Origin of the sequence: Phragmitibacter flavus, from assembly GCF_005780165.1 — a bacterium.
GTDB lineage: Bacteria > Verrucomicrobiota > Verrucomicrobiia > Verrucomicrobiales > Verrucomicrobiaceae > Phragmitibacter > Phragmitibacter flavus.
In genome coordinates this window covers 372,295-385,032 of the sequence record NZ_VAUV01000003.1, presented here as the reverse complement: position 1 = coordinate 385,032, position 12,738 = coordinate 372,295, and the positions used below count along the sequence as shown (strand labels likewise).

At 57.4% G+C, this 12,738-nt stretch carries 11 protein-coding genes; 10 read left to right on the top strand and 1 reads right to left on the bottom strand.

Annotated elements, in window-relative coordinates; translation table 11 throughout:
• Positions 1-8: 8 nt before the first annotated feature.
• Genes FEM03_RS05110 through FEM03_RS05090 form a run of 5 tightly spaced genes read left to right on the top strand, consistent with a single transcriptional unit; the run spans position 9 to position 6,327 of the window.
• A complete protein-coding gene (locus FEM03_RS05110) occupies positions 9-635 on the top strand; it encodes a hypothetical protein (RefSeq protein WP_138085112.1) in 627 nt (208 codons plus the stop codon).
• Positions 632-1,651, top strand: coding sequence for a VWA domain-containing protein (locus FEM03_RS05105; protein WP_138085111.1), 1,020 nt, complete (start codon positions 632-634; stop codon positions 1,649-1,651). The genes FEM03_RS05110 and FEM03_RS05105 overlap by 4 nt, the downstream gene beginning before the upstream one ends.
• A gap of 28 nt (positions 1,652-1,679) precedes the next feature.
• Complete coding sequence (locus FEM03_RS05100) at positions 1,680-3,683, top strand: vWA domain-containing protein (RefSeq protein ID WP_138085110.1); 2,004 nt, start codon at positions 1,680-1,682, stop codon at positions 3,681-3,683.
• A gap of 39 nt (positions 3,684-3,722) precedes the next feature.
• Positions 3,723-5,477 (top strand): BatD family protein, encoded by a 1,755-nt coding sequence (locus FEM03_RS05095; RefSeq protein WP_138085109.1) that lies wholly within the window; start codon positions 3,723-3,725, stop codon positions 5,475-5,477.
• 22 nt (positions 5,478-5,499) lie between these two features.
• On the top strand, positions 5,500-6,327 hold the full coding sequence (locus FEM03_RS05090; RefSeq protein WP_138085108.1) for a tetratricopeptide repeat protein: 828 nt from the start codon (positions 5,500-5,502) through the stop codon (positions 6,325-6,327).
• Positions 6,328-6,351: 24 nt separating this feature from the next.
• On the opposite strand, the gene FEM03_RS05085 is transcribed toward FEM03_RS05090, so the two are convergent.
• Positions 6,352-7,758, bottom strand: coding sequence for an O-antigen ligase family protein (locus FEM03_RS05085; protein ID WP_138085107.1), 1,407 nt, complete (start codon positions 7,756-7,758; stop codon positions 6,352-6,354).
• A 387-nt stretch (positions 7,759-8,145) separates the two neighbouring features.
• Between FEM03_RS05085 and FEM03_RS05080 the strand changes: the two genes are divergently transcribed.
• The 5 genes from FEM03_RS05080 (at position 8,146) to FEM03_RS05060 (ending at position 12,730) form a co-directional block, all read left to right on the top strand.
• Entirely contained in the window at positions 8,146-10,362 is a 2,217-nt protein-coding gene (locus FEM03_RS05080) for a sensor histidine kinase (RefSeq protein ID WP_166442636.1), read from the top strand.
• Positions 10,359-11,003 (top strand): response regulator transcription factor, encoded by a 645-nt coding sequence (locus FEM03_RS05075; RefSeq protein WP_138085105.1) that lies wholly within the window; start codon positions 10,359-10,361, stop codon positions 11,001-11,003. Before FEM03_RS05080 ends, FEM03_RS05075 begins: the two co-directional genes overlap by 4 nt.
• A gap of 58 nt (positions 11,004-11,061) precedes the next feature.
• Positions 11,062-11,433 (top strand): response regulator, encoded by a 372-nt coding sequence (locus FEM03_RS05070; RefSeq protein WP_166442635.1) that lies wholly within the window; start codon positions 11,062-11,064, stop codon positions 11,431-11,433.
• Positions 11,434-11,547: 114 nt separating this feature from the next.
• Positions 11,548-12,303, top strand: a complete 756-nt coding sequence (locus tag FEM03_RS05065; RefSeq protein WP_138085103.1) for a DUF2092 domain-containing protein — start codon at positions 11,548-11,550, stop codon at positions 12,301-12,303.
• A 193-nt stretch (positions 12,304-12,496) separates the two neighbouring features.
• Positions 12,497-12,730: a hypothetical protein gene (locus tag FEM03_RS05060; RefSeq protein ID WP_138085102.1), complete on the top strand. Its 234-nt coding sequence runs from the start codon at positions 12,497-12,499 to the stop codon at positions 12,728-12,730.
• Positions 12,731-12,738 lie beyond the last annotated feature (8 nt).

The window sequence follows — 12,738 nt, the reverse complement described above, 5'->3', positions numbered from 1 at the left end:
TGCCTTTGATGAAGAGTCGTTTTTCATGTTGGTGGTTGATGATCCTGTTGATGATGACGGGGGGGATGAGTTTTGCCTTGGCGCAGATGCCGATGGGACCGGGAAGTGGACAGCCAAAGGAGGAAGAGTATCCGCATCCGGAATTGATTACCGAGTTGCCGCCGATCAAGGAGCCGATGGTGTGGTGGATGGTGGTGTTGCTGATTTTGGGCGGGCTGGTTTTGGTGGGGTTGTTGTTGTGGGTTTTGTTCAAGGAGAGGGCACCGAGACCGGTCAAGAAGCCTGAGGCTTTGAGGACGGCGCTGGCAAAGATGGAGAAGTTGAAGGCGGAGATGGATGAACTTGAGCCGGGGGAGGTGGCGCATCGGGTGTCGATGATTTTGCGGGAGTTCCAGGAATTGAAGTATGAGGTGCCCGCGCCTTACCGGACGAGTGAGGAGCTGTATGGGGAGGGCGCGAAGCAGACGAGCCTGGAGGTGAGGTCGAGATTTGGTCCGCTGGCGGAGGTGCATGACCGGCTGGCATTTGCGCCTCAACTTTCGGCTCGTGAAGATGTCAAAGAACTGGTGGAGTCGGCAATCGTTGCTTTGGAGGCCAAGGTGCCGCCGCCGGTTCCAGTGCTAACAGAATCATGAAGGTTCCTTTTTTTCCCGATTACCAACTGGCAAATCCTTGGTGGCTTTTGTTGCTGCTGGCTTTGCCGTTGCTGGCGTGGTTGCGTGGTCGGGCGGGGGATGCACCGGCGATGGCGTTTCCGACGTTGGGGTTGTTGAAGGATTTGGGAAGTTCGACGCGCAGTCGGTCGGGCGGCTTGGCGTTGAGTTTGTTGTTTGCGAGTTTGTTTTGCGGGATCGTGGGGATGGCGCGGCCGCAGCAGGTGTTGTCTTATGATGAGGTGAAGGCGGACGGGATCGGGATCGTGGTGGCTTGTGATGTGTCGCTGTCGATGTTGATCCAGGATTTTTATATCAGTGGTCAGCAGGTGAACCGGTTGACGGCGGCGAAGCGGGTGTTGATGGATTTCATCAAGGGGCGGCCGAATGACCGCATTGGAATCGTGGCGTTTGCGGGGGCGCCGTATCATCCGTGTCCACCGACGTTGGATCATGAGTGGTTGTTGAAGAACATGGACCGGATTCAAACGGGGATCATGGAGGACGGGACGGCGATCGGATCGGGAATCGCGGCGGCGGCGAAGAAGCTGGATCAGCAGGATATCAAAACCAAGGTGATGGTGGTGCTGACCGATGGGGCGAACAATTCGGGCAAGTTGAGTCCGCAGGATGCGGCGCGTTTGGCGGCGACGCTGGGGGTGAAGATTTACACGGTTTCGATTGGGACGCCGGGGATGCACTTGATCCGCATGCCGAACGGGCAGGTTTTTAATTCGGGTCGGCAGGAGTTTGATCCAGACACGTTGCGGGAGGTGGCGCAGATCGGGAACGGGGCGTTTTACAGGGCGGAGGATCTGAGTGCGCTCGAGCTGATTTTCAAGAAGATCGATGAGATGGAGAAATCGGTGATCCAGGCACGCAAGGTGGTGGAGACGAAAGATGTTTTTGCACCGTTTGTGCTTGCAGGGATTGTGTTTGCGGGCGCGTATTTGATTTGGAAGCAATCGCTGGGGCGGACTTCGCCAGCGGTGGCATAGGGAAAGGATAAAGGATAAATTTTGAAGTATGACATTTGCTGAACCTCAATATGCATGGCTGCTGTTTGTGCTGCCGGTGATTGCGCTGCTGAAGATTTTCGCGGATGCGCGGGCTCAGCGTGCGGTGGAGGCGTTTGCTTCGTCGGAGCGTTTGCGGAAGTCGTTGCTGGGTGGGGCGTCGCCGGTGTGGTCGGGTTTGCATTTTGGACTACAGTTGCTGGCGGTGGCGTTTTTGATCATTGCGATGACGCGTCCGCAGTATGGGGTGATTGAGCGGGAGGTGACGGAGTCGGGAAGGAACATTTTTATCGCGATTGATACCTCGAAGTCGATGCTGGCGGAGGATGTGAAGCCTAACCGGTTGACTCGGGCGAAGCTGGCGGCGCAGGACCTTTTGGAGAAGCTGCCGGGGGACCGGGTGGGGTTGATTGCATTTGCGGGCAGATCGTTTTTGCAGGCTCCGTTGACGACGGATCATGATGCGGTGATTGAGTCGATTCAGGCATTGGATCACTCGACGATTCCGCGCGGGGGAAGCAGTGTGGCGGCGGCGATCAAGCTGGCGTTGGAGACAACGGAGAAGGCGGCACCGACGCATAATGGGATGATCCTTTTTACGGATGGGCAGGAAACGGATGACGCCACGTTGGAGGCGGCTCGGGAGGCGAAGGAGCGCAATTTTTTGATTCTGCCGGTGGGCGTGGGGACGACGGATGGCGATGTGATTCCTGATCCTGATCCGGATGGCGGGAATACGAGTGGTTATGTGACGGACAACAATGGCAACATTGTGCATTCGAGACTGGAGTCGGGGATGTTGAGGGAGGTGGCGAAGATCACGGGCGGGGAGTATGTGGGACTTTCGTCGCAGGCTTTGACGCAGTCGCTGGTGGCACGGTTGACGGCGAATTTGGAGACGCACGAGGCGGGGTCGAGACAGGAGACCCGGCAGGCGGAACGGTATCAATGGCCGTTGTTTGCGGGGATTTTTTGCATGGCGCTGTCGTTGTTCATGAGGCCGTCGTCACGCAAGCGGGTGAGGGCGCGTGCGGTGTTGCCGGTGGATCCACAGGCGGCGGTGCATGTGCGTGGCGCGGCGGCGGTGGTAGCGTTGTTTTTGGCATTGGGGCAGACGGCGGGAGCGGCGGTGGATGAGCGGGTGCAGAAGGCGCAGGAAGAGTTTCGCCAAGGGAATTACAAGGAGGCGCAGGAAGGGTTTGCGGATTTGTTGTCGGATGAGGAGAGCCGGTTGCCGAAGGATGAGCTGGCGTATGGTTTGGGGGCATCACAGATGATGTTGGGGGAGGAGGACAAGGCGGTGCGGGCGTTCAGTCGTTCGCTGCAATCGAGGCGTGGGGATTTGCAGGTGAAATCGCTGCGCGCGCTGGGGAATGTGCTTTTCGAGAAGGGCAAGAAGGAGCGGGAAGTGGCGACGAAGATGCTGCAAGAGAGAAAACAGGATCAGGCTGACGAGGCGATTGTAAGAACGCTGCGGGACTGGGAGGATGCGCTGGCGCATCTGGGGACCGCATTGCAGCGCGAGCCGGAGAATAGGGAGACGCACGAGAATTATGACTTTGTGAAGGACCAGTTGGAGAAGCTTAAGAAGCAGGCGGAAGAGGAGAAGAAGAAACGCGAGCAAGAGAAGAAGGAAAAAGGGGAAGAGGGTGATCAGAAGCAGAAAGGCAATGGCGAGGGGGAAGGAGAAGGCGAGGGTGAAGGGGAAGGTCAACCGCCAGGACAGGGTGGTGGTGAGGGGGATGAAGAGCGTGAATCAAAAGGGCAGGATGCGATGCAGGAGGAAGGGCAGGAGGTGCCTGATGGTCAGGTCAGTGCTGGTGAAGGCGGCGAGGGGGGAGAGCAGCAGGGTCAAAAACAGGGGGAGGGCGAGATGGCGGACGCCAAACGCAATGAGGAGACGGGTTTCTCCCCGCAAGAGGCGCGGTCGCAGTTGCGCAACTACGCAGATGATCAGAATTCGGTGCAGTATTTGATGCGCAGGGAGAGGCCGGAGGGCGGGAAGGATTACTAGAGCAAATTTGGGTAAGATTTATTTAAGGGTTTTGTTTTCATGATGAGTTCTTCGTTTCTTTCGAAATCAAGTATGACCAGGCGGTTGCTGATCCGGCTGGCCATGGTTGCTGTTGGGGTGTTGTTGATGCTGGCGACCAGCGGCGAAACTCAGGCGCAGAGGAGCAGTGTAAATGCGCAAATCTCCCCGCAGAAAATTCGTCCGGGTGGGTTTGCGGTTTTTTCGGTGACCGTCGACGGTGGGGTGGCTTCAGAGATGGAGCGTCCGACATTGCCGGAGGGGGTTGAGCTGGCGAATCCAGGGAAATCGACCAGCAGCGGCACGACGATCATCAATGGCCGGGTATCGCGTAGTTATACCCAAAGCTGGCAGATCACGGCGGAGAAGCCTGGGACTTATGCGATTCCGCCACAGACGCTGGAGGTCAATGGCGCGGTGGCGAGCTCCAATGCGACGGAGTTGATGGTGAGCGAGAAGAATGACGCGGAGCTTTCGCAGTATGATCCGCTGTTGTCGATTGAGCTGGAGAAGCGCGAGTTTTATGTGGGAGAGCTGGTGCCGATCACGGCGAATTTGTATGTGCATCGGCAGACGATTTTGCGGCGCGTGGGTTTGATCGAGCTGCCGAAGGACAACTTCGCAATTCAGCGATTCCCGTTGCAGGGCGAGGAAGGGGTGACCCACGTGGCCGGGGTGCCGTATCGCGTGCTGACTTTTAAGAGCACGGTGTCGGCGTTGAAACCAGGCAAGTTCAAGCTGGGACCGGCGAGCAGTGAGGTGATCGTGGAGATGCCGACGCAGGAGAATCCGTTTCCGCATCCGATTTTTTCCCAGTCGGAGCCGCAGAAGCTGCGTCCGCCGAGCAACGACATTGAGGTGAACGTGCTGGCGCTGCCGGAGGAAGGTCGGCCCAAGGGATTTACTGGAGTGGTGGGGGATTTTGAGATGAACATGAATGCGGAACCGGCCTCGCTTTCGGTGGGTGAGCCGATCGCGGTGGAGATCACCATCAATGGCACGGGAAATTTTGATTCGATTGTGGCTCCGACGTTGACGGAGTCGGGTGCGTGGAAGGTGTATCCATCGAAGCGGTTCAACATGGGGGGCACGCCGGATGTGATGACGGGAAGCTCGACGAATCAGGTGGGGTTCAGTCAGGTGATCATTCCGCAGAAGCAGGTGACTGAAGTGCCGTCGTATGAGTTCAGCTTTTTCAGTCCAACCAAGAAGGAATATGTGACCTTGCGGACTTCGCCGCTGCCATTGGAAGTGAGGCCTGGGTTGATGGGGGTGCCGCAAGGGGACGGATCGACGGCGGGTTCGACGGCACCTTCGGAGATCCAGCCGGAGAAAGTGCCGCAGGCGACGCTGCGGATGACCGACATTTTAAGTGTTTCGTCGGAGTCTCCGGTATGGTTGGCGGCGAAGCCGTTTCCTTGGCGCGATCCGCGTTTTTTGACGGGTAGTGCGGTGGCGGGCGGGGTTCTGGCGTTACTGTTGCTGGCCAAAGGTGGAGCGGTTTTGGTGCAGCGGAGCCGGAATGCAGCGGATGCGCCGGCGAGGTTGTTGTGGAAGCAGTTGAAGGCGCGGCAGCAGCCGATGGGGCAGTTTTATCATCATGCGGCGCGATGGATTGAGATGAAACATTTGCAGGGTTCAGAGGTGGATGAGGTGCTCGCGAAGGATCACCAATTTAACTACAGTCGTGACCATGACGCGGCGGCGGTGGTGGTCCCGGAAGACGAGCGTGCGAAGGTCTTGCGGGTGCTGCGTGAGGCGGAGGGAGCGGCTTAAGTTGGCTTTACTTTTTTTGAATATGATGATGAGAGTTCGATGGATGATGATCTTTGTGGTGGGCGTGGTGGCGATGGGCGTGCTGTCGCCGACGCTGGTTTTGGCTGCGGAGAAGGACAGCGCCCAAGTGTCGCCGGAGGTTCAGTATCGGGAGGCGCGCGCGCTGTTTGAGAAGGGGGACTTTAAGAAGGCGGGCGAGATCTGCCGTGCGTTGATTGCGGCCCAACATCTCAGCCCAGCCTTGTTTGAGCTGATGGGGCATATCCATTACCGGCAAGAAAATTTGGGGGAGGCGGCGCTCTGGTATGAGAGGGCGGCGTTGTTTTCGAAACCTTCAGTGGAGTTACGTCAGAACATTGCGCACATTCATGACCGGACGGGCAGTGTGAATTTTGTGGGCAACCGGTTTCGGGATCAGTATGCGGCGTTTTTTACGCGTTCGGAGTGGTTTTTCCTGATGGCGGGGGCGGGGTGGATTTTTGTGTTTGCGGTGGTATTGTATTATTTCTCGCCACGTCGTTCTTCGAGACGGACGTTTTTTATGCTGGTCCGGGTGCTGGCGGTGGCGGGGATGGCGCTGGCGGCGTTGGGCTGGTATTGGCGTCCGTCGTTTGAAAAAATTCACGATCTGGCAACGGTGACGGCGGTGGATACCCGGGCTTACACGGCGGCGGCGAGAACTTCGGGTTTAGTGATGCCGAACGTGCCGCCGGGAAGCAATGTGCGTCGTTTGTATGAACGGGGTGCCTGGACTTATGTGGAGATCCCGACGGAACAACCAAGCCGCGGTTGGGTGACTTCGGATTCGCTGTCGAGGCTGTGGCCTTTTGATCCGGCCTACCTTTATTGAGGCAGGCTTCCGGGCCAGGATAAATCAGCTTTTTACCGAAGCCTGCTTGGCGTTGATCAGGTGATGGTAGGCGGAGGCGGAGACGATCAAAGGGAAGATGACCAGCAGGACTTCCATGCGCGGAATGCTGGTGAAGGTGCTGAATGTTTGGCCGTCAAAAAGCATGCCGGCGCTGCCGCAGGCGAGGAGGACGAGCCAGGTGCCCTGTCCGGCTTTGGCGAGCTGGTAGGCACGGTAGCTGCCAATCGAGAAAACGACGAGCAGCATCGAAAAGCCGACGAGGCCGCCGTGCACCAGTGTGGCCAGGAAGGCGCTGTGAAGATGTTCCGGATTCCAACCGGTGCAGGGTTTCCAGAGGTGTTCGGTGGACCATTGGCCGATGCCAAAAAGCCACTGACGCGGGCCTTGAAGTGAGGCGAAGGCGGAGCGGTAGAGTTCGAATCGACCGTTGTCGCCGCGATTGATGAGTTCGCGAGCGGGATTGCTGTAGGCGATGATGGTGGCTCCGGTGGCGAGGGATTCCTCGGACGATTGGACGGAAACTCTTGATGCGACCTGCTTGGTGGAGAGCATGGCCACCAGTGGGCCGGAGATTTGGAAGGTGAGAGCAATCGCGACGAAGATGGCAACGGGCGTGCGGTTGGCGCGGAGGCCGTAGATGGCGATCAACGCGGCATGTCCGGCGATGAGGGCCAGCACGGCACCGCGGCTGCGGGTGAAAAAGACGGCAAATATGAGAATGACGATGGCGATGGAGGCGAGCAGGCGTTCGTTGCGCGACTGCATGGCGTTGCGGGCGCAGGTGAGCCACATGCTGGCGAAGCCAAAGGTCAGACCGGTGGCGACGGGATTGAGTCCGCCGTAGACGAACCAGTTGCAAAGGCGTTCGCCGAAAACGTGTCCGGGGAGGATCACGTAGAACATCAGCATGCTGATCAGCGCGGCGAGGGCGGCACCCATGCCGATCCACCATCCGGTGTGTTGAAGGGCGCTGAGATCACGGGCGGAATGCCAGACGAGGAGGGCAAATGCGACCAGAAGAGCGGTGCCGAACAGCCACGCGACCGCTTCACGGGCTCCGATGCTGGTGTTGATGGTTTGTGCGAGGAACGAACTGACGGTCATCCAAACGAGAAAATAGCCGGCGAAGCGCAGGAAGCGGTCGCGTTGGATGGAGGGCCATACTCTTGACCACGGAGCGAACAGAAAAGCGATCGGGCAGGTGAGGGTGAACCACAATAGCTGGATCCAGTCGTTGGCCATGAGGAAATAGCCGCAGAGAAGGACGGTGAGGGTGATCTGGCAGATTTTGATGCCAAGCCCTTCGATGCAAAGCAGGCCGAGAAGAATGCCGGAGGACGACGAGCGGTCCAAGAATCGGGTCGCCACGGAGGCATTGTCGTCTTTGCTGGCGTCGGGCGGTGGGACCATTGTGGGATTGCTTACTATTCAGACAGATCGGGCGCCACGGATAGTGACCATATGTTCACACGAGACGATGCAGCCGGGGACCTGCGTGAATTTGCATGGCAGTTTCGCGCTGATTGCACAAAAAGCAACCGGGCGATGGAGGGGGATTTTGTCAGCGGGACGGTTGGCGGCAGGTGAGGCGGGAGGTGGCTTGGCCTGGAATGCCCAGTTAGGCCCTTGGGAAGCGTTGTTGCGCTGGCGACAGCCACTGAGCGAGGAACTTTCCAGGTAACGATTTAAAGTGAATAAATTAATTCTGCTTATCTTTCGGCGAGGCAATGCTGCGTATCGCTAATAAAAAATTGAGTTTTTCCGATTTGTCGTCGAATGGGTCGAAACTCCCCCGCGATGTCACAGGTCTTCTTTCTTTTCTTTGCCTTCGGATGGCTGGCGCAGATAGGAATCGCATCGGCATCGGAACCCTCTCCCAAACGGGTGTTGTTGCTCTATTCCGAACGGGCCGGAATTCCGGCCATTCAAGCCATCGACGCAGGGTTGGTTGAGGCATTTGCTGCACGGGGGAATGTGGAAGTGTTTTCAGAGTATTTTGATTTCGCACGTTTCCCTGCAAAAAAGCACGCGGAAGGCCAGGTGGAGCATCTGCATGATCGCTATGGTGGTCTGAAGCTCGACAAGGTCATAGTGGTCGGATTCGAGACCCTGAAGTTCGTCATCCAACATCGCGAAAAACTTTTCCCCGGAGTGCCCGTTACTTTTTGCGGCATTGAACGTCATCTCCTGTCAGGCACCACGCTACCGCCAGACGTCAATGGCGTGGTTCTGAACTATGACTTCCGCCGCACCATCGAACTGGCGCTCAAACTTCAACCCGGTCTAAAAGACGTGGTTTGCGTGTTTGGATCCAGCGCCTTTGACCAACAAGTGGGCCACGATGCACTCGCGGCATTGGCCGAGTATCCGCAGTTGCGGGTGCGACGCCTCGACACCACGCCCTATGCCGAAATCATCGAACAGGTGCGCCATTTGCCGAGGAACACGATGGTGTTTCACATTTCGATGCTTCGAGACTCTTCAGGCCAGACCCGCCTTTCACCGAGAGTCGCGGAAGAAATAAGCAACGCTTCAAGTGTGCCCGTTTACAGCGTCGCGCTGCACCATCTGGAACGCGGAGTTATCGGAGGTGCGATGATGGACTACGCGGCACATGGCAAGGAGATCGGAAACGAAGCCGTCGCACGACTGGACGGTCGTCCCCCCACTCCCAATGAAGCAGCATCCAGCCCATGGATCATCAACTGGCAGGCGCTCAAAAAATGGAAGATCCCCGAAGCCCTGGTTCCCTCCGATGCCCTCATCAAATACAAACCGCCTACCCTGTGGGAGGAGCACCCTGGACTCATCACCGGCATCTTGGCAGTGGTGCTGATTCAATCCATTCTCATCGCCCTGCTGCTTGTTAATATCGGCAACCGCTGTCGCGCCGAACGTGCCCTCGCCGAAAGCGAAGAACGCATGGGACTCGCCGCCGCCGCCGCCGGTCTGGGCATGTGGGTATGGGACGTTCGAGGCAACACCTGGATGACGGAACAAGGCCGGGCGCTCTTCGGATTTAAACCGGAAGCCGAACTCGACTACGCCGCGATCCTTGACCGGGTGCATCCCGAAGATCGCTCCGCGCGCGAACTCGCAATCAAACGGGCGCTGGATACCCGGGGCAAATATGAAATGGAATACCGCGTGCAGCTGCCGGATGGATCCATGCGTTGGGTGAGCGCGCGTGGCCATTGTGTAGCTGAAGGCAACGGCAAAACCGTGAAACTTCTCGGTGTCTCCATGGACATCACCCATCGAAAACAAGCGGAGCTGGAAGCCTTGCAGCAACGCGCCGAACTCAGTCACCTCTCACGCGTTGCCCTCGTCGGAGAAATGGCCACCACCCTTGCGCATGAGCTCAACCAGCCGCTGACCGCCATCGTCACCAACGCCAGCGCCGCCCAACGGTTCATCGCCCACGACGACATGGATCCCGACGAGTTGCGCGAAATGCTCACCGACATCGCAGCCGATGGACGCCGTGCTGGCGACATCATTCGAGGCATCAAAGGCATGGTCCGCAAAGTCGCAAGTGAACGGCGCAAAGTCGATATGATCGACGTCATCAACGACGTGCTGCGGCTCGTGCGGGCCGATGCCCTGGCCAATGGCTGCGCGATCACCACACATCTGGAAAAGAACCTGCCTCTTGTGCTAGGCGACCCCGTGCAACTTCAGCAGGTCCTTCTCAATCTGATCGTCAACGCCTTCGATGCCATGCGCAGAGTCCCCTGCGAGCCTTGTCGCGTGGAAATTGCCTCCTCCCTGGACAATGAATCCGTAGAGGTCTCCGTGCGAGACTTTGGACCTGGACTGCCTGACGAAGATCGTGTGTTCGAGCGCTTCTTCTCCACCAAAAGCGATGGCATGGGCATGGGACTGGCCATCGCCCGTTCGATTATTGAAACCCACGGTGGAACGCTTACGGCAGAAAACATGAGCGACGGCGGCGCACGTTTCTGGCTTCGACTCCCGGCACAGGTCCCCATCCATGAGGAGGCGACTGTATGACCGAAACCATCCAACTGGTTTGCATTGTGGATGATGACATTTCCATCCGCAAAAGTCTCGCGCGACTCTTCCGCTCCGCCGGTCTCGCTGCCGAAACCTTCGAATCGGCAAAGACCTATCTTGCTCGCCCCAAACATGACGGCCCCTCCTGCCTCATCCTTGATGTTCGAATGCCCGAACTAACTGGCCTCGACTTACAACAGGCCCTTCTCGACAAAGGACTCGACGAGCAGATTGTGTTCATCACCGGCAATGGCGACATCCCCATGTGTGTCCAGGCAATGAAAGCTGGCGCCGTGGACTTCCTTCCCAAGCCATTCGAGGAGAACGAATTGATCGCCGCCGTTGAACGTGCATTGACTCGATCCGGCGGCAAACTCCACCAGCAAGCGACCCAGATCGCTGCCCGCGACCGTGTGCAAAAACTCACCCCAAGAGAGTTTCAGGTTTTTGAAAAAGTGATCGTTGGTAAACTCAACAAGGAGATCGCGGCAGAGCTTGGAACCTCCATCAAAACGGTCAAAGTGCAGCGTGGTCGGGTGATGGAAAAAATGGGCGTTGTGTCGGTCGCTGAACTGGTGCGGATGGCCCAGTATGCGGGCATAGAACCATCGGCAGGTCCTAAGACCAAGGTCCGATAGGCGAAACCTTTTTCACAGCTTACCGTCAGACAGATACCAACTGCGATCTGTCTGCGACGTGCCCCATTCCAACCACACTGTCTGTGTCCTTGATGACGAACCTTCGGTGCTCCGCGCCCTCGGCCGACTATTGATGTCCGATGGCTTCCGGGTGCTCAAATTTTGCGAGCCCCAAGTTTTGCTGGATCACGCCCGCAATCAATTAGTCGAGTTTGCCGTCATCGACATCCGCATGCCCGGAATGAGTGGACTCGAAGTCCTCGCCGAATTGCAAACCGTCTCACCCGATGCGCGGGTGATCGTCATCACCGGTGAAAGTGATCCCAGTCACAAAGCGGCGGCCCTGGCTGGTGGAGCATGCGCATTCTTTCTCAAACCATTCGATGACGAGTTGTTTTTACAGGCCGTCCGCAAAGCCATCTCTGCCTGACTTCGATCACTCACGCTAAACCAAATAACCAACTTTATAAGACCAAGGTCCGATAGCCGCTGCGGCCCTGATGTGTTTTTTTGATACACCGAATAGCCACTTCCGAATTCCATCATGAAACGTTTTCCCTTTCTTCACGCGATCTTGGCCCTGGTGGGAGGCAGTTTCCTGGCCTCATGCGCTTCAACCACATCGATGGCCAAGCTCGATCCGAAAACGGATTCAGTGCTTCAAGCCATGTCCGATAAACTTGCCTCGGCGAAGACCATCCGCGTAAAGGCTACCCGCGAAACTTCTTCAGGATTCTACGCCGGAGCACCCGTCGCCGAACGTGCCACCGGAAGCGTCGTTGTGCGCAGACCCGGTCAACTGCTGGCAAATGCCAAGACGAGTTTGGGAGCTCGCACCATCGGCTTCGACAATGGCACGCTGACCTTGATTGATCACACATCAGACACCCACAGCATTGTCAAAGCGTCCGCCGATCTCGATGGAGCGGTGAGACAAATCCAGCACACTTATGGTTTCATCCCGCCCGTGGCTGAACTGCTGGTCAACGATCCGCACACCTTTTTGTTGGAAGGCGTCACATCAGTCAAATACATCGGCCTCGACAAAGTTGGCGGAGTGGAGTGCGACCACATGGCCTTCGAACAGGAAGGTTTTGCTTGGGAACTGTGGGTGGCCAAAGCCGACAGCCTGCCACGTCAAATCTCCGTTACCCATCCCAACGGCGAAGGCGGCGCTCCTTTGAAGATGTCGGCGACCATGACGCAATGGGAGTTGGATGCCTCCGTGACCGACAGTGACCTCACCGCCAAAATCCCTTCTGGAAGTCGGGCCATTGAAATGATCCCTCTGGCTGATTGAGCCGCTCAACCCTGAACAAACTATAAACTTCCCCATCATGAAACGCATTCTAGTTTTCTTCATCTCTGCCTGGATGGTCGTTGGCGAATCCCTTCCGCTTCTGACCGTAGGCGCCGCAATTAGCGTGGTTCTTGCGCCATCAGAATCGCAAGCCCTGCCACGCGACCGCGCTGCAGGCCGTCAAGGGGCACGCATGGCGCGACAAACAGGCCGGCAGGTGTCCCGCACACGGCGCCGTGCAGTCTATGGACTGCCGGTCGGTGCCGCAGCGTATGCGTATCGGGGCTACAGTTATTACCGCGTTGGCCCTCGCTTCTATTACCCCTACATGCACATGGGTCGCACGGTTTATATCAACATCGAATCAAACAACGGCTACCCCGCACCTCCCCCTCCCGTTGGATCTTTTGATGTCGATATCTACTAAAGACCACC

Bases quoted from the DNA above. Each gene is read 5' to 3' on its own strand.
- FEM03_RS05110 (WP_138085112.1), top strand. From the start codon at position 9: ATGAAGAGTCGTTTTTCATGTTGGTGGTTGATGATCCTGTTGATGATG.
- FEM03_RS05105 (WP_138085111.1), top strand. From the start codon at position 632: ATGAAGGTTCCTTTTTTTCCCGATTACCAACTGGCAAATCCTTGGTGG.
- FEM03_RS05100 (WP_138085110.1), top strand. From the start codon at position 1,680: ATGACATTTGCTGAACCTCAATATGCATGGCTGCTGTTTGTGCTGCCG.
- FEM03_RS05095 (WP_138085109.1), top strand. From the start codon at position 3,723: ATGATGAGTTCTTCGTTTCTTTCGAAATCAAGTATGACCAGGCGGTTG.
- FEM03_RS05090 (WP_138085108.1), top strand. From the start codon at position 5,500: ATGATGATGAGAGTTCGATGGATGATGATCTTTGTGGTGGGCGTGGTG.
- FEM03_RS05085 (WP_138085107.1), bottom strand. From the start codon at position 7,758: ATGGTCCCACCGCCCGACGCCAGCAAAGACGACAATGCCTCCGTGGCG.
- FEM03_RS05080 (WP_166442636.1), top strand. From the start codon at position 8,146: ATGTCACAGGTCTTCTTTCTTTTCTTTGCCTTCGGATGGCTGGCGCAG.
- FEM03_RS05075 (WP_138085105.1), top strand. From the start codon at position 10,359: ATGACCGAAACCATCCAACTGGTTTGCATTGTGGATGATGACATTTCC.
- FEM03_RS05065 (WP_138085103.1), top strand. From the start codon at position 11,548: ATGAAACGTTTTCCCTTTCTTCACGCGATCTTGGCCCTGGTGGGAGGC.
- FEM03_RS05060 (WP_138085102.1), top strand. From the start codon at position 12,497: ATGGCGCGACAAACAGGCCGGCAGGTGTCCCGCACACGGCGCCGTGCA.